Annotated in this window: 23 protein-coding genes; 12 read left to right on the top strand and 11 right to left on the bottom strand. The window is 54.3% G+C overall.

Going from position 1 to position 22,634, the window contains the following annotated elements; all coding sequences use genetic code 11:
* The first annotated feature begins 25 nt into the window (after window positions 1–25).
* Complete coding sequence (locus QT231_RS15240; protein WP_308337702.1) at window positions 26–964, top strand: ABC transporter substrate-binding protein; 939 nt, start codon at window positions 26–28, stop codon at window positions 962–964.
* Window positions 965–1,212: 248 nt separating this feature from the next.
* On the opposite strand, the gene QT231_RS15235 is transcribed toward QT231_RS15240, so the two are convergent.
* Together QT231_RS15235 and QT231_RS15230 are read right to left on the bottom strand one after the other, a co-directional pair.
* Window positions 1,213–3,459: a glycosyltransferase gene (locus QT231_RS15235; protein WP_308337701.1), complete on the bottom strand. Its 2,247-nt coding sequence runs from the start codon at window positions 3,457–3,459 to the stop codon at window positions 1,213–1,215.
* A 103-nt stretch (window positions 3,460–3,562) separates the two neighbouring features.
* Window positions 3,563–3,991: a secondary thiamine-phosphate synthase enzyme YjbQ gene (locus QT231_RS15230; RefSeq protein ID WP_308337700.1), complete on the bottom strand. Its 429-nt coding sequence runs from the start codon at window positions 3,989–3,991 to the stop codon at window positions 3,563–3,565.
* 161 nt (window positions 3,992–4,152) lie between these two features.
* Here QT231_RS15230 and QT231_RS15225 point away from each other — a divergent pair, with 161 nt between their 5' ends.
* Window positions 4,153–4,689 (top strand): lipocalin family protein, encoded by a 537-nt coding sequence (locus QT231_RS15225; protein WP_374694403.1) that lies wholly within the window; start codon window positions 4,153–4,155, stop codon window positions 4,687–4,689.
* An 11-nt stretch (window positions 4,690–4,700) separates the two neighbouring features.
* Here QT231_RS15225 and QT231_RS15220 read toward each other — a convergent pair whose 3' ends face one another.
* Window positions 4,701–5,642 carry a LysR family transcriptional regulator gene (locus QT231_RS15220; RefSeq protein ID WP_308337699.1) on the bottom strand — a complete coding sequence of 314 codons (942 nt, stop codon included), beginning with the start codon at window positions 5,640–5,642 and terminating at the stop codon, window positions 4,701–4,703.
* A gap of 156 nt (window positions 5,643–5,798) precedes the next feature.
* Between QT231_RS15220 and QT231_RS15215 the strand changes: the two genes are divergently transcribed.
* Complete coding sequence (locus QT231_RS15215; protein WP_308337698.1) at window positions 5,799–6,872, top strand: tartrate dehydrogenase; 1,074 nt, start codon at window positions 5,799–5,801, stop codon at window positions 6,870–6,872.
* Between the two features lie 171 nt (window positions 6,873–7,043).
* Window positions 7,044–8,072: an SMP-30/gluconolactonase/LRE family protein gene (locus QT231_RS15210; protein ID WP_308337697.1), complete on the top strand. Its 1,029-nt coding sequence runs from the start codon at window positions 7,044–7,046 to the stop codon at window positions 8,070–8,072.
* 120 nt (window positions 8,073–8,192) lie between these two features.
* Here the strand turns inward: QT231_RS15210 and wrbA are convergent, their stop codons facing one another.
* Window positions 8,193–8,792 (bottom strand): NAD(P)H:quinone oxidoreductase, encoded by a 600-nt coding sequence (gene wrbA / locus QT231_RS15205; protein ID WP_308337696.1) that lies wholly within the window; start codon window positions 8,790–8,792, stop codon window positions 8,193–8,195.
* A gap of 215 nt (window positions 8,793–9,007) precedes the next feature.
* On the opposite strand from wrbA, the gene QT231_RS15200 reads away from it, so the two are divergent.
* The 7 genes from QT231_RS15200 to QT231_RS15170 all read left to right on the top strand — a co-directional run bounded on the left by QT231_RS15200 (window position 9,008) and on the right by QT231_RS15170 (window position 14,992).
* Window positions 9,008–9,448 carry a hemerythrin domain-containing protein gene (locus QT231_RS15200; RefSeq protein WP_308337695.1) on the top strand — a complete coding sequence of 147 codons (441 nt, stop codon included), beginning with the start codon at window positions 9,008–9,010 and terminating at the stop codon, window positions 9,446–9,448.
* Window positions 9,449–9,678: 230 nt separating this feature from the next.
* Complete coding sequence (locus QT231_RS15195; protein ID WP_308337694.1) at window positions 9,679–10,656, top strand: succinylglutamate desuccinylase; 978 nt, start codon at window positions 9,679–9,681, stop codon at window positions 10,654–10,656.
* Window positions 10,657–10,863: 207 nt separating this feature from the next.
* Window positions 10,864–11,634 (top strand): ATP-binding cassette domain-containing protein, encoded by a 771-nt coding sequence (locus tag QT231_RS15190; RefSeq protein ID WP_308337693.1) that lies wholly within the window; start codon window positions 10,864–10,866, stop codon window positions 11,632–11,634.
* A 15-nt stretch (window positions 11,635–11,649) separates the two neighbouring features.
* A complete protein-coding gene (locus tag QT231_RS15185) occupies window positions 11,650–12,351 on the top strand; it encodes an ABC transporter permease (protein ID WP_308337692.1) in 702 nt (233 codons plus the stop codon).
* Between the two features lies 1 nt (window position 12,352).
* Window positions 12,353–13,084, top strand: coding sequence for an ABC transporter permease (locus QT231_RS15180; protein ID WP_308337691.1), 732 nt, complete (start codon window positions 12,353–12,355; stop codon window positions 13,082–13,084).
* Between the two features lie 182 nt (window positions 13,085–13,266).
* On the top strand, window positions 13,267–14,040 hold the full coding sequence (locus QT231_RS15175) for a transporter substrate-binding domain-containing protein (protein ID WP_308337690.1): 774 nt from the start codon (window positions 13,267–13,269) through the stop codon (window positions 14,038–14,040).
* 148 nt (window positions 14,041–14,188) lie between these two features.
* The gene (locus QT231_RS15170) at window positions 14,189–14,992 is read left to right on the top strand and encodes a TraX family protein (protein WP_308337689.1); all 804 of its coding nucleotides are present in this window, start codon (window positions 14,189–14,191) and stop codon (window positions 14,990–14,992) included.
* 9 nt (window positions 14,993–15,001) lie between these two features.
* On the opposite strand, the gene QT231_RS15165 is transcribed toward QT231_RS15170, so the two are convergent.
* From QT231_RS15165 to purE, 3 genes are all read right to left on the bottom strand, one after another.
* The gene (locus QT231_RS15165; RefSeq protein ID WP_308337688.1) at window positions 15,002–16,402 is read right to left on the bottom strand and encodes a sensor domain-containing diguanylate cyclase; all 1,401 of its coding nucleotides are present in this window, start codon (window positions 16,400–16,402) and stop codon (window positions 15,002–15,004) included.
* Window positions 16,403–16,824: 422 nt separating this feature from the next.
* Entirely contained in the window at window positions 16,825–17,994 is a 1,170-nt protein-coding gene (locus tag QT231_RS15160; RefSeq protein ID WP_308337687.1) for a 5-(carboxyamino)imidazole ribonucleotide synthase, read from the bottom strand.
* A gap of 11 nt (window positions 17,995–18,005) precedes the next feature.
* Window positions 18,006–18,521, bottom strand: a complete 516-nt coding sequence (purE, locus tag QT231_RS15155; RefSeq protein ID WP_308337686.1) for a 5-(carboxyamino)imidazole ribonucleotide mutase — start codon at window positions 18,519–18,521, stop codon at window positions 18,006–18,008.
* Window positions 18,522–18,740: 219 nt separating this feature from the next.
* On the opposite strand from purE, the gene QT231_RS15150 reads away from it, so the two are divergent.
* Complete coding sequence (locus QT231_RS15150) at window positions 18,741–19,013, top strand: XRE family transcriptional regulator (protein ID WP_308337685.1); 273 nt, start codon at window positions 18,741–18,743, stop codon at window positions 19,011–19,013.
* Window positions 19,014–19,067: 54 nt separating this feature from the next.
* Here the strand turns inward: QT231_RS15150 and QT231_RS15145 are convergent, their stop codons facing one another.
* The 4 genes from QT231_RS15145 to ilvD form a co-directional block, all read right to left on the bottom strand.
* A complete protein-coding gene (locus QT231_RS15145; protein ID WP_308337684.1) occupies window positions 19,068–19,244 on the bottom strand; it encodes a hypothetical protein in 177 nt (58 codons plus the stop codon).
* 42 nt (window positions 19,245–19,286) lie between these two features.
* A complete protein-coding gene (locus QT231_RS15140) occupies window positions 19,287–19,529 on the bottom strand; it encodes a hypothetical protein (protein WP_308337683.1) in 243 nt (80 codons plus the stop codon).
* Between the two features lie 115 nt (window positions 19,530–19,644).
* On the bottom strand, window positions 19,645–20,841 hold the full coding sequence (gene chrA, locus QT231_RS15135) for a chromate efflux transporter (protein ID WP_308337682.1): 1,197 nt from the start codon (window positions 20,839–20,841) through the stop codon (window positions 19,645–19,647).
* A gap of 110 nt (window positions 20,842–20,951) precedes the next feature.
* On the bottom strand, window positions 20,952–22,634 hold the full coding sequence (ilvD, locus tag QT231_RS15130) for a dihydroxy-acid dehydratase (protein WP_308337681.1): 1,683 nt from the start codon (window positions 22,632–22,634) through the stop codon (window positions 20,952–20,954).

Genomic DNA, 22,634 nt, shown 5'->3' with positions numbered 1-22,634 from the left:
TTATAAAACCAAGCAAGGAGATCCCATGACACACCTTAAACCTATCGCCTCAGGCATTGCCTTTGCCACCGCCGCACTCTTCGTGTCGGCGGTTCACGCCGACGATCAACCCCTCGATTTCGGTGTCCCCGCCTGGCCCGGCATTACGGTAAAAACCGCCATCGCCGAGCAGTTATTAAACCCACTGGGCTACGAAACCAGCACTCACGAAATCGGCCTACAGGTGATTTACCAGGGCATCGAAAGCGGCGATATCGACGCCTTTCTAGGGGCTTGGCTGCCCGCCCAGCGGGAAATGTTTAATCCCCGTAAAGAGTCAGGTGTACTCATCGATGTCGCCAATAACGTGGATGGCGCACAAATGACCCTGGCGGTGCCGGAATATCTGTATGAGAGCGGCATCCAAAGTTTTGCCGATCTGGATGAGCACCGCGACCAGTTCAATGGCCAAATACATGGCTTTGGCGCAGGTTCTGCCGCCAGTGAGATTCTGCATGGTGCCATTGATAACGACACCTGGGGGCTAGGTGACTGGCGCCTTGTCGACACCAGCGAAGTCGGCATGCTTACCGCTGCGCGGGATGCAATCTCTCGGGAAGAGGCCATCGTCTGGGTCGGCTGGACGCCCCACTGGATGAACCTTGAGCTGCCCATGCGCTACCTGGAAGATCCCGAAAACCTGTTCGGCGAGAACAATGGTGAAAGCGATGTGTTAACGCTACTGCGCAGTGAGTATGCGGATGCCAACCCCAACGTGGTGACCTTCTTTGAACAGTTCACCTTCACCGCTGAAGAGCAGAGCTGGATGATTCAGGCATTTGGCCAGGAAGAGCAAGACCTTAATGATGTCGCCAAACAGTGGATCAACGACCATCCTGAGCGCGTTGAAGCTATGCTGGCAAACGTCACTACCACCGACGGCGACCCCGCTTGGCCTGTCATAGAAACCCAGCTCTACAACTAACGCTTGGTGTAAAAGCACCGTCATCCCATCGGACGGCTAGCGTATGCTAACGCTTTTTTCGCCGATGGGAGTAGGCATGTCACGAACATTGAGCAAGGGCGTAGGCCTACTCTCACCAATATGATTGGGCAGCCAGCTACCTCCGCTAAAGAACTCATCCTGGCGGGTAGCGGGCTTGCTGTCGGGATTGGCCTGCTAATAGGCCTGAAACGTTTTGCTACCCGGCGCCAAGCGGCAAAAGCACAGCCTCACCGCGAAGAGGAGTGATATTTGGCCAACACCTCCGCGTAAAAGCTCGCCACCGCTGAAGCAAAATTGTCGATATCGAACTCCTCGGCAAAGTGGCTGGCCTGCTTGCCCAACTGCTGACGCAGCTCAGCGTTATCTTTTAACCCCACTACTTTCTGCCCCCACGCCTGACGATTTTGTGGTGTTTTGAAGCCGTTTATTCCCTGGCGTACCACGTCATCGATACCGCTTGAGCGCACCGCTACTACGGGCAAACCCGCCGACATCGCCTCAAGAATCACCATGCCCTGGGTTTCCGACGTGGAGGCAAACACAAAGATATCGCCCAGATGGTAATAAAGCGCCATTCGATCCGGTGGCACTGCGCCTACCAGGGTTACCTGCGAAGTTAGCTTCAAGGTATCGATTTGGGTTTGAATCGCCTCGCGATCTGGCCCATCACCAATCAACAGCAAATGAAAATCATCGTGTCCCTGTGCCTTAAGCTCGGCGAGAGCTTCCAGCATAAAGCTAATATTTTTCTCTTTGCTAATCCGCGAAACGCTGATCAATATTTTGCGTGAAGCGCTAACACCTAATTGCTCACGCAACGCGTCAAGTTCACTCTCATCAACTTGAGAGAAACGCGCGACATCAATACCTGTTGGCTGCACCAGCGAGGGGGTTTTTACGCCGATCATGCGCAGATACTCTTCTGCCGAATAGGTCGGCACAATCACCCCCTGGCAGCGGTTAGAGAAGCGCTTGATCAAGTAATGCGAAATCAGATTACGAAACAGCGCACCGGGCAACGGCACGAAGTGGGCATAGTGCTCCAGGCGGGTATGGTAGGTGTAGATCACTGGCACTTTAAGTCTACGGCCCATAAACAGCCCCATGGAGCCCAGCCAGAAGGGGTGGTGAACGTGAATAAGGTCAGGCTTGAACGCCCGCAGGCAGCGGCGAAAACGCGCGCTGAATGGGTTAGTTAGTCGAAACTCGTCCTTCTGACCAAACGCCATCAGCGTTGGTATTCGCTTTATTGAGCTATCGTCCTGCCATGCCTCTCGATAGCGCGGCACGAACAGCTGAAGAGAGTGACCTAAGGCGCGTAAGCCATTGCGCAAGCGATCCACCGATACCGACACCCCGGAAACAAACGGGAAGTAGTTATTGGAGACCATCGCCACACGCAGTGATTTACCCATAAAAGGCGTTGGATCAATATCAAAATCGGGATAGTAATCACGGTCTTCAAAAATCAGCCGATGCAAACGCAGTGCGAGTAGTGTCAATACACCGACAATCAGCAAAAACCGCGTATAGCTGACGTAGAAAAACGCATAAAGCGCCGACCAGACGCTGGTGACCATACGCCACCAGCCGGGGCTATCCACGTTCAAACGTACCGGGGCAATAGTGACATTGTCACCGGCTACATTGACGATGACATAGTGATGAAAGCTGCTATCGGCGTCGATCAGAATACCGCCCGCACCGCCGGTGGTAACGTAATCCACACCGTTAACCGTCTGCTGGGAAAAGAGGGTCAGGTTGGCGGAAAACACCGTATCAACGCCATACTCTTCCGCTAGCGCCATAATGCCGTCCGCCAGACGCGGATCGCTGAGATAATTGTCCGCTTCAAACAGTGGCGCGTCGCTCACCACATTGTGTAGCGGCAGACCCACAAACAGAAACTTATGCTGGGCCTCAGAGGCCGCGAGCTCCCGGGATAACCAATCAAGCTGCCAAGAGGTGGATGACTTACCGGTACCGTCCAGAAAGATAAAGTGGCTATTACCCGCTACGAAAGAGTAGAAATGTGGGCCAAAATATTCATAAAACAGGTAGCTGCCAAAGTCGCTATCTTCGTTGTCGCCGTAGGTGAGTAAGTAAGGAACATTGAGCTTCTCCAAACTCCGGTAAATTGCCTGATAGCTCTCCTGTTGCCCTCCACTCACGGCATTACCCGCCGAAATCAGGAAGTCGATGCTGCCCTGGTTAATCAGCGGTACGATCTCTTCTTGAAACACGCTCACGGAGTTATTGATATTGCCTACCACTGCAAAGCGGTAGTCGGTTCGCTCAGTCAATGCCTCGCGAATATTAGCCACTTCAAGGGTATGCACCGACTCAAACTTGGGCTCTGCCACGTATAACCAGATTTGGTGCGCAATCAGCCCAACCACCAGGGCAAGATTAAGATAGAAGAACAGCCGCAACCAGCGCTGGCGGGAAAGGCGAAGAAAGGAGCGTCGTGGCATTTAAAAGCGCTTTTCAAAAAAATGGAGGTAACCGCCCTACGGCGGTTTAAGCCTAAGAACGCCTTTATTATACAGCAACGCTGCCTAGAGTTGGCGTCTCGGGTTAGCGAGCATCGCACCCGTTTAGGGTGGCCAGTAACCTTCTTGGCCCGGCTTGATTGCGATGCTCCCCCAACCATATCCCCTGCCAAGTACCTAAGGCCAAGCGGCCGTCGCGTACCGCTAACGTTAGCTGAGTACCCAGCAAGCTGGCGGCCACATGGGCCGGCATATCATCAGGCCCTTCCAGGGTATGGCGAAAATAGGGCAAATCTTCGGGTACCAGACGACGCAGAAACGCATCTAAATCGTGGCGCACATCCGGATCAGTATTCTCATTGAGCGTTAACGAGGCAGAGGTGTGCATCAGTTGCAAATGCAGCATGCCAATATGGCAGTCGCATAAGCATGGCAGCGCGCGGGCTACATCATTCGTAATCAAATGAAAGCCGCGCGCCATCTCAGGCAAATGGATCTCTTGTTGGTACCACATACACACTCCTTTATTTGTTATGCAAACGAAAACACTTCACCACCAGTGTGCTCTTTTTGTATGTCAAAATAGCCACCAATAGCATTTACCATAGTCCATCGCCCACAGTGCATCGCCTACAGTTCATAGCCCACCATAGTTCATCGCCAAGGAGCGCGTTAATGAAAACACTGCTAGGAAGCAGCATCGTTAGTATGGCCCTACTCACCGGCTGCACTGGCATCCCGGAAGGCACGCAGCCAGTCTCAGGTTTTGAGCTAGATCGCTACCTGGGTGAGTGGTTCGAAATTGCCCGTCTGGATCACTCCTTTGAACGCGGCCTTGATTGCGTTACTGCTACTTACAGCCTGCGCGATGACGGCGGTGTGCGAGTGATCAACCGCGGTTACAACCTTGAAGAGCAAGCGTGGGATGAAGCAGAAGGCCGCGCCTACTTTATTGGCCATGAAAGCGTTGGGCGCTTAAAGGTAAGCTTCTTTGGCCCCTTTTACGGCGGCTATAACGTCCTTGAGCTGGATGAGGAGTACCAATGGGCATTGGTGGCAGGCCCTAACCGCGACTACCTGTGGATACTCTCACGCACAGCGGAAATGGATAGCGCGACAGAAGACCGCCTGCGTCAGCGAGCAGCCGCGCTGGATTTTCCTACTGAAGAGCTGATTGATGTTAACCAAGGCGAGGCTTGTCCTAGCCGATAAGTAGCTTCTGGTTAGCTTCCTTCCGGCAATCTCGGCACCCGCCCCGCTATCTCACGCTGAACATAGTCAATAAAGACACGCAGCCGGGCAGGCACATGGCGGCGTTGCTCAAACACCGCATAAAAATCTGCCCGCACCCCCTGCCAGCCTGGCAACAGCGCTACCAATGCGCCACTGGCAAGGTGCTCGTTGACGTCCCACCAGGAGCGCAGCATGACCCCATGGCCGTCCAGGGCTAAGCGGGTAATCACTTCGCCATCGTTGCTGGCTAGACGACCGCTGACCTTTATCGACTGTGTCTGCCCAGATAGCCCTTTTGCAGATTGAGCGACTTGTTCAAAGCGCCAAAGCGGGAAATCGCTGTCGTTCTCGCGAATGACTAAACAGGCATGCTGCTGTAAATCTGTCGGTACTTGCAGAGGTGGCGCCTGGGCAATGTAGGCAGGCGACGCGCAGAGCACCCGCCGATTGGCCAGAATACGCCGAGCGACCAAGCGCGACTCCGGTGGCTCACCCACGCGAATGCCAATATCGAAGCCGTGATCACTCAGATTTAATGGAAAATTGGTTAACTCTAACCACCCTTCCACCTCAGGGTGATCGGCGCAAAAGCGCGATAGCAGTGGCGCGATATGGCGGCGGCCAAAGCCAAAGGTGGCGTTAACGCGCAAACGCCCGCTAAGCGCTTGATTGGCCCCCTCTCCCAATGAATTTTCCAGCTCATCCAGCTCATCTAAAATCAGCGCACCACGGGCAAGATAGCGCTCCCCCTCTGCGGTGAGCGTTAACCGCCGCGTAGTGCGAGCCGCCAACTCCACTCCCAGGCGCGCTTCCAACTGCTTCAGCCGTTTGCTTACCGCCGAGAGCGACAGCCCCAGCTCACGGGCGGTCGCCGTTAAACTCCCCGCTCGAGCCAAATGCTGAAAAAAAGCCAAATCATCCAGGTGCGCCATATCGCTCCTCAGTCATTCTGCACTTTCACGCAACAATAACTTGAATAGTAGCCTGATTATCTCCGCCAAAATAGCCGCTACACTCTATTCACGATTCACGATTCACGATTCACGATTCACAAGCATGCCAAGCAACTAACAAGATAAGGAACCACTATGACCCACCGTATCGCCATTATCGCCGGTGACGGCATCGGCACCGAAGTGATGCCCGAAGGCGTTCGCGCGCTTGAGGCCACCGCCAAGCAGTTTAATATTGACCTTGAGTTCACCACCTTTGAGTTTGGTAGCTGCGACTACTATCTCGAGCACGGCAAAATGTTGCCGGATGATTGGTTCGAGCAGTTAAAAGGCTTCGATGCACTATTTTATGGCGCAGTGGGCTGGCCGGATAAAGTGCCCGACCATATTTCTCTATGGGGCTCGCTGCTGCAGTTCCGGCGCCGCTTTGATCAGTACATCAACCTGCGCCCCTGTAAGCTCATGCCCGGCATTAAAAGCCCGCTGGCAGGCCGCAAACCCGGCGATATCGACTTTTACGTGGTACGTGAAAACACCGAAGGCGAGTACTCCAGCGTTGGCGGCAAGATGTTTGAAGGCACTGACCGGGAAGTGGTGATTCAAGACACCGTCATGACCCGCACGGGCGTTGACCGGGTACTGAAGTACGCCTTTGAGCTGGCCCAAACCCGCCCGCGTAAAAAGCTCACCTCCGCGACCAAGTCCAACGGCATCTCTATCACCATGCCCTACTGGGATGAGCGGGTGGTCGAAATGGCCAAGGGTTACCCAGAGATTGCGGTAGATAAATTCCATATCGATATTCTGACCGCCAACTTCGTTCTCCACCCCGATTGGTTTGATGTGGTGGTGGGCAGCAACCTGTTCGGCGATATTCTCTCCGACCTGGGCCCCGCTTGCACCGGAACCATCGGCATCGCCCCTTCAGCCAATATCAACCCCGAAGGCAACTTTCCCAGCCTGTTTGAACCCGTACACGGCAGCGCGCCGGATATCGCCGGCAAAGGCATCGCCAACCCCATCGGTCAGATCTGGTCAGGCGCCATGATGCTGGAGCACCTCGGCTATAAAGAAGCCGGTGATGCAATGGTGACGGCCATTGAAAAAGTGTTAAGCGAAGGAGATGCCAATGTACTCACCCGTGATGTGGGTGGGGAAGGCACCACGGCGAGCCTAGGCAAGGCGATTGCCGAAGCTATTTTGCACTGACACCCCTATGCCATAGCGCTTGGCTGTCCGGTTGAACCCTACCGGACAGCCAATGTATGTTTTTTGATCTCTTATGTTCTACATTTGTCCTGAGGGTGGAAGAAACATCAGTTTCATTTCGCTCATAACAACATCCATGACGAAACAACAAACAACCATCAGGACAATGCTATGAAACTTGGACGCCGTCAGTTCCTTTCGGCATCGGCCGCCCTGGCCGCTGTTGGCACATCGCCCCAGCTTTTTGCCTTGCAGAGCTCACAAGGTTCCACCCCGGAACGATACCCAATCGATGCCTGGAAAGTCGAAGACTCCCGCTTTAGTGATTACATGATTTTTAATAGTCCTTTAGAGCGCCACTGGAGCGGAGGTCTGTGGACAGAGGGGCCAGCATGGAACGCCGTAGGTCGTTATGTCGTTTTCAGCGACATACCCCGTGCCAAACAGATGCGTTGGGACGAATCCACTGGCCAAGTCAGCGTTTTGAGAGACAATGTCGGCCACTCTAACGGTAATACCTTCGACCATCAGGGGCGGCTAATTGCTTGCGAACACTACCCCTCACGCGTTCTGCGCTACGAGTGGGACGGCAGCACCACGGTGCTCGCCGAGCGCTATCAGGGCAAACCGCTCAATGCCCCCAATGACGTGGTGGCACTGCCCTCGGGTGGTGTGATTTTCACCGATCCAGGCTATGGGGCTCACTTCGACTACGAAGGCAAAAAACGCGACCTGGAGTTAGAAACGGCAATCTATTACGTCGATGACAGCCTGGATGAGCCCATCATGCTGACCGACGATATTTATAAGCCAAACGGTATTGTACTAACACCGGATGGTGAGGGGTTCTACGCCAGCGACAGTGCCCCCACCCATTTCGAAGAGCCCGCGCGAATCATTCGCTGGTCGCTGGGTGAAGACGGCCGCAGTGTCAGCGATCGACAAGTAATCGTGACCAGCGAAGACACTATTTTCGATGGCATGACCTGCGACGAGGATGGCAATATCTGGTCAAGTGCCAATGGTGGCGAAGGTATCGACGGGGTAGTGGTCTTCTCACCGGAAGGCACTCTGCTGGGGAGAATATTGCTGCCTGAGGTCTGCTCAAACGTGTGTTTCGCGGGCAAGGGCCGCAATCGGCTATTTATGACGGCCAGCCAATCCGTCTACACAATTTACACGGCGGCACGCGGAGCGTAGTAAGACTATAACTATAATCCCATCTCCAATACCGCAGTCCCAAAAAAGCCTCGCCGGAAATATCCAGCGAGGCTTTTGCATGGCTAACTTGTCTATGACTGACTTGGCTAGTGAACCTGATTAACTGGCCAGTTTAGCCGCCGTTTTAGCCACCAACTCGCCCTGGAAACGGGCAATTTTAAGCTCGCGCTCGTCAGGTTGGCGCGAACCATCGCCACCGGCCAGCGTTGCGGCGCCGTACGGCGTGCCACCGCTCACTTTAGAAATATCAAACTGCTCTTCAAGGCCGTAGCCAATCGGCACAATGATCATGCCGTGGTGGGCCAGTGTGGTCCAGGTAGAGGTGATCGTCATTTCATCGCCGCCGCCAGTACCGGTAGAGGTAAACACACTGGCTACTTTGCCACGCAGTGCGCCATTCGCCCAAAGACCGCCGGTTTGATCCAGGAAGGTACGCATTTGGCCGGCCATATTACCAAAACGGGTGGGGGTACCGAAGATGATCGCATCGTAATCGGCAAGCTCTTGAGGCGTCGCTTCCGGTGTATCGTAGTCCTGCTTGCCTCCCGCGTTTTTAAACGCTTCGTCAGGCATGGTTTCCGGCACGCGCTTAACGGTGACTTCGACGCCGCTCACACCCTTTGCGCCTTCTGCCACGGCATGGGCCAGCGTATCAATATGGCCATACATGGAATAATAAAGTACCAGTACCTTCGTCATTGCTCTCTCCTTCACTTATAAGTAGTGCGATCATGAATCGTGCAATGGGCGTCGCCCAATAAGTAGTACAAACAACATAGCGCACTCAAGCATAGAAAAAAGCGAATGTTTTCGTCCGTGGGCGTCGATTTCATCGACGAACGCCGCCTTGCACTTTACGCCAACCACCACTAGCTTTTGACTTGCCTATATCAAACGTATCCAAGGAGTCTGGAATGACGATTTTTGAAGCCCTGCGCAAGGATCACGATATCCAGCGCGACCTACTCGCTCGCTTGGTTGAAACACATGGAGACAGCGACGAGCGCGATAACCTATATCAGCAGGTTCGTGCCGAACTGCACTATCACGCCGCTGCCGAAGAGCGGGCGTTCTACATCCCGCTGATGACGATTGACCTAACTCAGGAAAAAGCCCGCCATAGCGTTGCTGAACATCATGAAATTGATGAGCTTTTAGAACTGCTCGATGAAACCGACTACAGTGCAACTCATTGGCTCACCCACGCCAAGCAGCTTCAGGAATTAGTCACCCATCACCTGGATGAAGAGGAGCAAGAGGTTTTCCAATTGGCGGGCCGGGGCCTGCAAGATAAACAGAAGACGGCGCTCGCCAGCGAGTATCAAGAAGAGATGCAGCGTCAGCGCTCAGCGTAATCTTAGTAACCCAATTGCAAAGCGTCCATGCATCCCATGGGCGCTTTTTTGTTGCTAGCAACTTAAGGCCACGTTGAGATATCGCTTGCTTCATGAATACGCTTTTTCATGAATATACTGGGCTTTTACACGCGAACGACCTACTGGCTTGTGACAAAGGGTTAGCGTGGTGATGCTAGGCTCACTCTGATCCTGACAATGATACTGAAAATAGAGACTAAGGAGCGATAATGCTAGGCCAATGGCTCGACTGGTCGCTTGACGGGCAGCTCCCCACCGCCAGCCACGGCGTCTTCGCAAGCGGCACTTACCATTTGCATGCGCCTGGTATTTTGGAACTCTCCCCCAACACGGCAAGCCAGGGCGCTCACGCGTGCATTTTTTCAGCGGCGATCCATGGTAATGAGACTGCGCCGGTTGAACTGGTAGGTGAATGGTTAAGCGGCGTGGAAGCAGGCAGCATATCGCTCGGCGCGCCCGTTCTGGTGATTTTAGGCAACCTACCCGCGCTTAAAGCGCAGCAACGGTTTCTTACCACCAATTTAAACCGGCTATTTCGCCGCGAACTGACCGCCAAGGGCGAGGAGCCGGATCGCGCCAGGGAATTAATGGCCGCCGTGGATGGCTTTTATGCCCGCCATGCCCAGCTACCCAAACTGCATTACGACCTGCATACCGCGATTCGGGAGAGCCGTTACCCCCGTTTCGTCGTAGAACCCTTTGCCGAATCCTCCACCGCTGCCGAGCAGTGGGGCTGGCTGGCGGCAGCGGATATGCAGGCAGTGCTGCATCAACACCAGCACAGTTGGACATTCTCCCACTACAGTAAACACTATCACGGCGCCCAGGCATTTACCTTTGAGCTGGGCCGAGTAGCCCCTTTTGGCCACAACGATATGGCATCATTACAACCGATGCGTACGCTAATCGCCACGCTTAGTGAAGGACACACGCCACCCAGCCAGCCCGCCACGCAAATGCAGTTTTTCCAGGTTCAACACGAGTTAATACGTCACTCAGATGACTTCACACTCTGTTTTCCCGAGGAGACGGCAAACTTCAGTCGTTTTGAGCCAGGCACACTGCTGGCCCAGGACGCTGAGGCGGGTGAATTCCGGGTAGGCGATACCCCTCTTCATGTAGTGTTTCCCAATGCCCAGGTTGAAGTGGGCGCACGCGCCGCGCTGTTGGTGGCACCTATCGCTTAACCCCCAAGCCGGAACTGCTTTAGCTAAGACAATAATAATGGTGAGGCGATAACAGGCCACTCGACGTCGATTCGACTATCGTCGAGTGCATAATGTTATAAGGAAAGCGCGCATAATGCGCCCAGCCTGATAGAATCGCCCCTTTTTTCGCGCCAGCCGCATCAAACCCATATGTTGCTGCGGCAACTCTGTACTGGAGCCAATGATATGGCCGCTACGCCTACTCCCCTTGAAGTGCGTAATATTAAAAAACGCTTTGGCGATACGGAAGTTCTGAAAGGTCTCTCACTGCAAGCCCAAAAGGGCGATGTGATTACCCTGATTGGTGCCTCTGGATCGGGTAAAAGTACTTTTTTGCGCTGCATGAACTTGCTGGAACAGCCCGATGATGGCGACCTCATTGTCCATGGCGAACCCATTCGCTTTAAAACCACTCGACACGGTCGCGAGCCCGAAGATTGGAAGCAGGTAGTACAAATGCGCGCCAAGCTCTCCATGGTGTTCCAGAGCTTTAACTTGTGGGCGCATATGACGCTGCTAGAGAACATCATCGAAGCGCCGATTCATGTGCTGAAAAAACCTAAAAAAGAAGCCTTGGAACAGGCTCACGCACTGCTTGATCGGGTTGGTTTAACCGCCCGGGCCAACGCCTACCCTGCCCAGATGTCCGGCGGCCAGCAGCAGCGCGGTGCGATCGCTCGCGCTCTGGCGATGGATCCGGAAGTGATGCTGTTTGACGAGCCCACCTCTGCCCTTGACCCAGAACTGGTCGGTGATGTGTTGAAAGTCATGCACGGCCTCGCTGAAGAGGGCCGCACCATGGTAGTGGTGACCCACGAGATGGGATTTGCTCGGGATGTCTCCAGCCAAGTGATTTACCTTCACCAAGGCTTAGTGGAAGAAGCCGGCCCCCCAGCGCAAGTACTAGGCAACCCGCAATCACCGCGTCTGCAGCAGTTCCTGGCACCTAAATACTGATCCGCGAGGCTTACCATGATTGATTTGCAAGGTTATGGTCCCCGGCTGATCGAGGGGGCTGGCGTTACCGTCCAATTAGCAGTGCTGTCGCTGATTCTGGCGATTATTTTGGGGCTACTGACCGCCAGTGCGAAAATGTCGCGCAACTGGTTTTTAAGACGCACGGCGACGGTTTACACCACGCTGATTCGCGGCGTGCCGGATCTCGTCTTGATGATGCTACTGTTTTTTGGCGGCCAGATTGGTGTTAACGCCATCAGCGACATGCTCTATTACAGCTACGACATCGATATTTACATTAACTTCAATGCCTTCGCTGCAGGCGTACTGACCATTGGTTTTATCTTCGGCGCCTATATGGGAGAAACCTTCAGGGGCGCCTTTATGGCGGTGGATAACGGCCAGATTGAAGCGGGCAAAGCCTACGGAATGAGCAATGGCCTCGTATTTCGTCGCATCCGCTTTCCGCAAATGATGCGCCATGCGCTGCCGGGGTTATCTAATAACTGGATGGTACTGCTCAAAACCACCGCACTGGTGTCGGTCATTGGCTTAACCGATATGGTGCGTGTGGCCGCGGAAGCCTCGCGGGCGACCCACGAGCCGTTTACCTTTTTGCTCCCCGTCGCCGTAGCGTACCTGCTCATCGCCAGCGTGTCTGAATGGATTTTCGCGCGCCTGCAGAAACACTACGACATCGGCTTTGGAGGTCAGTGATATGCTCGATATTTCCACTTGGTTCAATGACCTTCTCGCTGGCAATACGATTTTCACCGCCAATACACTGGGGTACTACTGGGAAGGCTTGGTCACGACTACGCAACTGGTATTTTTATCGCTTGTGGCAGGATTAATTCTTGCCGTGCCGCTGGCCATTATGCGCAGCTCCAAGCATAAATGGATTAGCCTGCCGGTTTATCTCTATACCTATGTATTTCGTGGCACACCGCTGTTGATTCAGCTCTATATCATCTATTACGGCGTCGTCTTTGTTGATGGCATCCAAGAGAGTTTTTTATGGCCAGTGCTGCGTGAAGCCTTCTATCCAGCGCTGATAGCCTTCACGCTGAATACCGCCGCCTACACCACCGAAATTTTCCGTGGCGCCATTAAAGCCACGGCTAAGGGCGAGATTGAAGCCGCCCGCGCTTATGGCATGTCGCAGAGCTTGATGATGCGCCGAATCATCTTACCCAGCGCCTTTCGCCGCGCCCTACCCGCCTACGGCAACGAAGTGATCTTCATGCTTCACGCCAGCGCGATTGCCAGCGTGGTCACGCTGATGGATCTCACCGGCGCTGCTCGCTTTGTCTACGCCCGCTACTACGCGCCGTTCGAAGCGTTTTTATTCGTAGCCGCCATCTATCTGTGCTTAACGTTCGCGATCTTGTTCTTCTTTCGCTATCTGGAAAAAAAGTTGCTGGCGCATCTACGGCCGCAAGATGCTTAAGCATGGGGAAACCGGTTGATCATGGAAAAACAGTGCAAGCGTCAAACAAACGTTGGTTCACAACGTAACGTCCCCTTTTCGTCAACGCCAACCTGGGTTAGTTTAATTGTCGGCTAACAACTATTTGTCAGTTAAAAACGGGAATCACTTTTAAGTGAACCCGCTTTCTACGGAGTAATAAGATGAAAAAACTACTATCTCTTTCGCTGTTAGGCTTGGCAGTCGCTGCCGCATCCTCGGCACAGGCGCGTGATTACGACAATGTACGCATTGGCGTGGACGTTCCTTACGAGCCTATGGAGTTCCGCACCGCTGAAGGCGAACTTACCGGTTTTGACATCGATCTGGGTAACGAGCTATGTGACCGCATGGGCGTTACCTGCGAATGGGTTGAGCAGGAGTGGGACGGCATTATTCCTGGCCTAATGTCGCGCAACTACGACGCCATCATGTCGTCAATGACCATTAACGACGAACGTCGTGAGCAAGTGCTGTTCTCTGACCCTTACATCACTATGCCCTCTGCATGGTTTGCGGCAAGCGATCTGGGTATCAGCGAAGCCACCAAAGAGACGCTGGAAGGCATGACCATTGGCGTTCAGCGTGGCACTCTGCAGGACAACTACGTCACCGACAACTTCAGTGACGTTGCCGACATTAGCCGCTACTCCACCGCCGACGATATGGTGCTGGATATGGAAGCTGAGCGTCTGGACATCGTCTTCCTCGACTTCCCGATTGGCCAGTCCACGCTGCTGGAAAGCGAAGAAGCTGAGTACGTAGTGGTGGGCGAGCGTATTAGCGAGCCAAAAGAGTACTTCGGTGACGGTTTTGGCATCGCCTTCCGTCAACGCGATGAAGCGCTGGCCGAGAAGTTCAACGAAGCCCTGGCTGAAGTACAGGAAGACGGTACTTACGACGAGATCTACAACCGTTATTTCGGTGAAGCTGAGTAAGCCTCACAGCAAGCCTTGATGTCTATCACCCCGACTATTACCCCGGCAACTGCCGGGGTAATTTGCTTTTAGAGCCAAGCCAATTAAGTGAACTAGGTAAAGCTACCTCTGTCTGTGTATCATTGCGCCTATTCAACACGGAGGTTCTATGGCTCACTCGACTAGCCCACATGCAGGTACTCTCCCTCGCCCTTCTTCCCATTGGACTGGCTGGGGCCAGTGGCTGGCGCTGATCACCATGACCGTGGATCACCTTACTCGCTATGTGCTACCCGGGGACTGGGATTTAAGCTGGGCAGGCTCTTCCATTGGTCGTATCGCCTTTCCGCTGTTTGCCGCCATGGTGGCTTGGCACGGGCTATTTAATACCCGCAATCCCTTACGCTACTCACGGCGCATTTTGATTATCGGCCTGGTCGCCCAACTCCCCTACATGATGATGCCGCGTACATCAGACGCATTTATCCTCAACGTCTGCTTTACCCTTGCCAGTGGCTTAGCCTTGGGGACGCTGGTACGTCAGGGATGGCAGCACTACCAACAGCAAACGCTAGGTTTACCCTGGCTGTTAGCAGGCGCGGCGGTAGGCGTTACGGTGTGGTACTTGCTCGGCTTTTGGGTAGAGTACGGTCACAACGGACTGTTGCTGATTCCACTGTTAATGTTTGCCATGCATGCACTAAGCCAAGCAGAGAGCCACTTTCAGGCGCGCTTATGGGCAGGCTTAGCGGCCTTTCCGGTACTCTGGATTGCCGGGCAGATGAATGCCTCTGATATGGCCAAATCGTTTACCGTAGGCACGTGTGTCATCGTGCTGTTGCTCGCCGCAGGGGCAGCTCAACGAATCCCACCTGTCAGTTTGGTTATGCCGCGCCGTTTATGGTTAGCGTGGTACCCTGGCCACTTTGCATTAATCGCCTTATGGCTACTGCTGATCGGTCAACTAGCTTAACCGTTCAGCTCACTGCATCTTATCGCGCATCCAGGGTTGATAGCGGCACAGCCGCGCCCGACCTTCTGTTTTTGCGCGATACATTGCGATATCCGCCTGTTTAAGCACTTCCTCGTGGTCACAGCCTGCGGTCGTAAAACAGGTATACCCTATGCTGGGCGTTACCTCCGTATCGTGGCTTGCCAATCGGTAAGGCGGAGAGAGCGCCTGCTGAACCTTGCGCATATAACTCTCAGCGCGTGCTTCTAGTGGCACCGCTGCCTCCCCTTCCAACAGCGCTAGTAACACAAATTCGTCGCCGCTGAGACGAGCAGCCATATCTCCCTCACTCAGACAGCCTTCCAGGCGGCGAGCTACCTGCACCAATAAGTCATCCCCTGTAGCGTGGCCCCAGGTATCGTTAATCAACTTAAAGCGATCCAGATCCAAGAACATCAGTAAGCCGCTCTGCGTTTCGGTTTGATTTTGGTCGCAGAGCGTTTCCAGGCGTTCGATAAATAGGCGGCGATTGGGTAAGTCGGTGAGCGCATCGTAGAAAGCTTGACGGTGAATAACCTCTTCATTGCGCTTACGCTCGGTGAAATCCTCAACAATCACAATGCCGCCCACAATTTCGTCATCAAGGCCACGCACTCCGTTGAAAAAAGCTCGTACCGGCGTACCCTCCGCACGGCTGGATAAGCAAGACATTAACTGGGTGCCCTCATAATATCCGGCACCTTTATCCAGCGCATTTTGAGCAGCCGCTGCTATATCCGCATCCACATCGTGCTGCATACAAAATCCCAGTAGTTTAGAACGGTCAAGGGACAATATTTTCAATAAGTTTTCATTGCAGCCGGTAACGCTGCCTGTTTTGTCGAAATGCAGCACGCCTAACGGAGAGTGCTGAAAAATAGAGAGGTACCGATTTTCGCTTTCAAGCAGCTCTACTTCACGGGCTGCCATCGTCAAATTCAGCTCAATATTATTATGAATGAGGTGCCCCAAACGATGACTGGTAGCGATTAGCAGCAACACAAAAACGCCCAGCAGGACACCTATCATGGTATGTGTTGGGGTATCAGAAAATATAAATAATAGCTGTAGTGGAATCGCAATAGGCAGTATGAAGAAAAGAACCATCCACCATAGAGCAGATAGCATCGTCACGCACCCCGCCACCACACCTGCTAGAACAATGGCTAAGGCTGCAGCCTGCGCAGGCCGTTCACCGTCAAACATTAACAAGCCGCCCGTGCCCCATACGCATCCTGTCAGGAATACCGTAATGACAAACAAGCGCAGCCAGCGAGGGTGTTCTTGATCCGCTGAAGAGACGCGTAAAAAGTGGACAGCGATTCTTAAACGTAACCCATAAACCAGCAATATCGCGATAAGCCAGCCCACTAATACAGCAGAGCTAGTCATTTCCTTCATAAGAAAAGCTAATAAAAAAGCGCCTAATACACCTGCAAAAACGGGCTGCCAAACATTGCCATATAGCAAACGTATTTTTTCGTGACGCAGACGTTTTGTAAGGCTTTTCTCGTCGGATGAATTAACCATTCACAACCTTCCATATATTTTTTTGTAATATGTTGAAGACTTATAAAATCAATAAATTCAAATATCTAAAATAAATTAGACTGATCATATGCAAAAGAAGAGGATCAGATGACCTAATGAGGCCAGAATAAATAAAAAAATAATACTTAGCACTGCAAGAATTGTTAAATTTCATGAATTTTGAAAAACGCTACTTTCACTACTCACCTAAAATCAAATACACCTCAGCCCTTGGAAGTTAATCCAATGGCTGGGGTGCAGTTTAGAGAAGGCGGCTTGTGGCGCTACTGCTTAATGGAGAAGCTTAAGGCTGGGGACGGCGCCTCCGGCAGTAAGGCGCTGCAGGCGTTCACTTTTTCCAGCAGCTCAGCGTGGTTAGGCGCGAGGATATTGATGTGGGCGAGCTTACGTCCGGCGCGCTCCGCTTTGTCGTAGCGATGCAGGTGCGTATTGGCAAGCGCTAGAATCGCCGAGTTGTCGCCTTCACGACCAATCACATTAATCATGCAGGTGGGGGCAATCGCTTGGGTATCGCCTAAGGGCAGGCCCTGTATCGCACGCAGGTGGTTCTCAAACTGGCTGGTCACTGCGCCGTCCATCGTCCAATGGCCGGAGTTATGTACGCGGGGCGCCATTTCGTTAGCCAGTAGGCTGCCATCGCGGGTTTGAAACAGCTCTAGCGCCAGCACGCCTACATAGTCCAACTCATCGAGCAGAGCACGAATATAGCCATCAGCGGTCTGCTGAACGCTGGCGTCCAGATCCGGCAGCGGCGCCACCGAGTAGCGCAAAATGCCATCGACGTGCTGGTTTTCCGCCATGGGGTAAAAAACCACCTCGCCATCGCGACCGCGCACGGCGATCATCGAAACTTCGCGCACGAAGTCGACAAAGGCCTCAACGACCAACTGCGCGTGACCGATAGCGTTCCACGCCTCGCCCGCCTGTTCAGGCTGCTTCAAGACCGCCTGGCCTTTGCCGTCGTAGCCCTCAGTGACCGACTTGGCCACCACCGGGCAACCCAATTCACGGGCAGCCGCTTCAAGCTGCTCGGCGCTCTCAACCACCCGGTAAGCAGGCGTAGGGATGCCCAAGCGATCAAACAGCGTCTTCTCTTCGACCCGGTTCTGGCACACTTCAATGGCTCGGCTGCTGGGGTAGACCGGCTTGTGCTGTTCAATTTCACGCACCAGTTGAACGGGTAAGTGCTCAAACTCGTAGGTCACTACGTCAACCTTGGCTAAAAACTCAGCCAAGTGCTGATTATCGGGATCAACAATAACGTCGCCGATGCCCGCACTGGGGTTGCCCGTAGTATCCAGAAAGGTGAAGCGATTACCCAGCGGATAACCTGCCAGCGCCAACATACGCCCTAATTGGCCTGCGCCAAGTACGCCGATGTTTTTTACAACGTCGGTTTTGACAACGGCGCTCTTTGCAATACCAGAGTTCATGGCCAGACTCCCTATTCTGCTTCCGGCTCGGGGCGCGGATCCGGGTTATCGAGAACTTTCTGCGTTTGCTCAGCGCGAAATGCCTCTACTGCGCTGCGTACGGCCGCATCTTGCAGGCCGACAATTTGCGCCGCCAGCAAACCTGCGTTGGTAGCACCCGCTTTGCCGATCGCCAATGTACCCACCGCGATACCGCCCGGCATCTGCGCAATCGAGAGCAGCGAATCCAGGCCTTTCAAGGCTTTCGACTCCACCGGCACACCCAGCACCGGCAGCGCTGTTTGCGAAGCCACCATACCCGGCAAGTGGGCAGCGCCGCCTGCGCCCGCCACAATCACCTGCAAGCCGCGGTCGGCAGCACTCTTGGCATAGTCGAACAGCAGGTCAGGCGTGCGGTGCGCTGACACCACGCGAGTTTCATAAGCCACACCCAAACGCTCCAGCATGGAAACCGCGTGCTCCATGACCGGCCAATCAGATTTGGATCCCATGATCACGCCCACCTTGGGTGCGCTGTTCGACGACATGCAAAACTCCTCGGCCCAACGGCCTATAAAAAGCGAAACTGAATTAAAAAACAGCGTGCGCCGCGTCAGGCACACATCAAAATTGGAAGGCGGATAGTCTACCAGAGCCACGGCGTTTGCGGGCTTTGCCGAGGTCGTGAAATTTTCATCAAAATAGGCATTGAAATACGCACCGGTTGGCGGCATTGTGTGATTGTCATTTCAGACTGATGGAGCCACATGAGCACGGCACGCGCAACTGCCACTGCGGAACAGCTTGATCCTCCGCGAAGCAGCCCTGACCTCGACGTCAGGGAACTTGAAAAACGTACGCGGTTAATGCGTATTATCACACGTCTGATCGCCGTATCAGACCTAGGAAGCCGAGAAATTGCCCGCCGGGCAGGGCTTCCCGTACAGAAAATTAGCGACCTGCTCGCCGGAAGGCTTGAGCACCTGGGAGTGGATGAACTTAACGCCCTGCGTCGCACCTTAGAGCTGGAGGCGCCATAGCCGAGAGCCAATCAACGCCTCGCTTAAGCGAGGCGTTTTATATTTAGATAGCCGTTAATCTTCGCGCTGCTCTAACGCCTCTGCAGCCTGAATAGCCTCTTTCTTGGAGGTATGTTCGGAAACGACGACTTCGTTTTCGGGCACTGTCTCATCGATTACCAGCCACCCTGTGACAGTCTCGTTAAGATCATCGGCATCAATAACGGGTTCGATACGGGCTTGTCTAGACATTGCAGACTCCTTGTCAATTTTACAGTAAAGCGATGTAGTAGGTTAAAACTGCATATTACTGGGCTCTTCCATTACCTCTTCCCCAGCAGGGGGTCGGTTAAGTTCATTGCAGGCACACCCCTCATGGATACACTCCCTTCCTGCAGGGTGACCAGCGGCACATGCAGTACAGCAATAGGTGCGCCCTTCACTGATAGCCGCATCCTCGCTGGAAACCTGATGCTCACAGCCTGTACAAGCACACACTCCCATGTCGGTCATAATGACGTCTCCCACGTTTGCCATTAATTGCACCTTTACCAGCGTAGAAGATAACCACTAAGTAGGTAAAACTTTAGGCGCACACAGCACAAGCGTTGGTTTATTAGCCATCATGCCCAGTAGTTTGACGCAACGACTCCTACTGAAGAGGAATAAATACTCCTGCAACCGCCACTAGCGCCACCACTACCCAGGCGGGCAGTTTCCAAACGGTTAATAGCAAGAAACCGGTGAGCGCCAGCACAAACTCTTCTGCACCAATGATAGCGCTTGTCCACACCGGCTGATAAAGCGCTGCGCCTAAAATGCCTACTACCGCTGCATTGGCACCACGCATCAGCGCCTGGGCGCTTTCCCACTGACGAAATTGGTTCCAAAACGGCAGCACGCCGACTAACAGCAAAAAGCCGGGGATAAAGATCGCCAGCAGTGCCAGCAATGCACCGGCGACAGCATTTATACCGGGCAGCAGCGCGCCTAAATAAGCCGCAAAGGTAAATAACGGGCCCGGCACCGCCTGCGCTGCGCCATAGCCTGCCAAAAATTCATCCGGGGTAATCCAGCCCGATTGCACCACCTCGGCTTCGAGCAGTGGTAGCACCACATGCCCACCGCCAAACACCAGCGCGCCGGAGCGGTAAAATGCATCGGCAATATCCAGCCAGGCAGCGGCTCCCGCCAGTAGTGGCAGCAGAACCAACAGACCACCGAATAGCCCCAACGCCACCATACCTGCCCGGCTGGATACCCGAAAATGCAGCCACTCACTTGTTGTGGCAGCAGTACTATTGCGACAAAGTGCTAGCCCAACCAGGCCACCCAATATAATCGCCGCCACCTGGCCCAACGGGCCGCTAACCAGCACCACCGTAAATACCGCCGCAAGCGCGATCCCCGCGCGGGTTTTATCCGGACAGAGGTTGCGTGCCATGCCCCACACTGCGTGGGCCACAATCGCCACCGCCACCACTTTTAAACCGTGAATAATGCCGCTGGCAATGGGGCCATCCAGCACCGCTGCGCCAAAGGCAAACAGCACCAGAATGATCGCCGAAGGTAGCGTAAACGCCAGCCAGGCCATGGCCGCGCCCCAAGGCCCCGCACGCATTAAGCCCAGGGCAAAGCCCACCTGGCTACTGGCAGGCCCCGGTAAGAACTGACACAGCGCCACTAGATCAGCGTAGGCGCTTTCGGTTAACCACTGCCGCCGCTCGACAAAGGCCGTACGAAAATACCCCAGATGCGCCACCGGGCCACCAAACGACGTTAAGCCCAGCGCTAAAAATGCCCAAAAAACTTCACCTATGCGCCCACGTGTCTGCGTTGGCTCCATCATCTCAACCACCTGTTATCCAATTAAAAAGCGCAAGGCTCTTATAGTAAGCCTTGCGCTTTAACGCTTTATGACAACCAGTTCATGACAAGACGCTCATCACGGCAACGCGGCTATTCCTGGTCGGTCACCGCACCGGTACTGGCCGAGCTAACCAAGCGTGCATACTTGGCCAGCACGCCCCGCGTATAGCGCGGCTCAGGCCGCTGCCACGCCGCTTTCCGGCGCATAAGTTCTTCTTCAGGCACACGCATGTCAATCGTATCGGCCACGGCGTCAATGGTGATGATGTCGCCATCTTCCACCAGCGCCAGCGGGCCGCCGTCGAAAGCTTCCGGCGACACATGGCCAACCACAAAACCGTGGCTGCCACCGGAGAAACGCCCATCGGTAATCAGCGCTACGTCGTTGCCCAGGCCACGGCCCATAATCGCCGAGGTCGGCGTAAGCATTTCGCGCATGCCGGGACCACCTTTGGGGCCTTCATAACGAATCACCACCACATCACCAGCGACCACGGTGCCATCGTTAATGCGTGCCTGGGCCTCTTCTTCCGAACCGAACACCCGTGCCGAGCCAGAGAAGCGCGTGCCCTCTTTGCCGGTAATCTTCGCTACCGCGCCTTCCGGCGCGAGGTTGCCGTAAAGCATGCGCAGATGGCTCTCCGCTTTAATCGGGTTGCCTAAGGGGGCGATGATCGGCGGTTCAGCAGGATAAGGCTCGACCTCAGCCAAGTTCTCTTCCAGGGTTTTACCCGTGACGGTTAAACACTCGCCGTTGAGCAGGCCTGCATCCAGTAGCATTTTCATCAGCGGCTGAATACCACCAATCGCCACCAGCTCGCTCATCATGTAGTGGCCGCTGGGGCGCAGATCTGCCAGCACCGGTACGCGCTTTCCAATCTCGGTAAAGTCAGCAAGCGAAAGCTCAACACCAATGGTGCGCGCCATACCGATAAGATGCAGCACCGCGTTGGTAGAACCGCCCAGGGCAATCACCACGGTAATCGCGTTCTCAAACGCCTCACGGGTCATGATATCGGACGGTTTGATATCGTCGGCCAGTAGCGCCAGCACCGCTTCGCCCGCGGCTTTACAGTCGTCACGCTTCTCTTGGGAGATGGCGTTTTGTGCCGAGCTGCCCGGCAGACTCATGCCCAAGGCTTCAATGGCCGAGGCCATGGTATTAGCTGTGTACATACCGCCGCAGGAACCGGGGCCTGGAATCGCCGTCTCTTCGATGTTTTTAAGTTCGATGAGATCGATATCGCCGCGGGAGTGCGCGCCCATGGCTTCAAACACCGACACGATATCGGTATGCCCTTTACCGGGCATAATAGTGCCGCCGTAAACAAACACGCTGGGGCGGTTCAAGCGCGCCAAGCCCATCAGGCAGCCCGGCATGTTCTTATCGCAGCCACCAATGGCGACCAGGCCGTCAAAGCCTTCGCAGCCCGCCACAGTTTCGATGGAGTCGGCGATCACTTCCCGCGACACCAGCGAGTACTTCATACCTTCGGTGCCATTGGCAATACCATCGGAAATGGTGATGGTATTGAAAATCACACCCTTACCGCCGCCCGCATCGGCGCCATCGCGGGCAAACTCGGCTAGCTCGTTAATATGGCTATTGCAAGGCGTCACCATGCTCCAGGTAGAGGCAATACCTACCTGGGGCTTTTTGAAATCTTCATCATTAAAACCCACGGCGCGCAACATGGCGCGGCTGGCGGCTTTGCCTGGGCCATCGACTACTTGAGCAGAGTGGCGGCGGGAATTATTAGTAGGGTCGGTCAT

This window comes from Halomonas sp. SpR1, from assembly GCF_031010175.1.
Lineage (GTDB): Bacteria > Pseudomonadota > Gammaproteobacteria > Pseudomonadales > Halomonadaceae > Vreelandella.
This window is presented reverse-complemented; position numbering and strand designations above follow the sequence as displayed.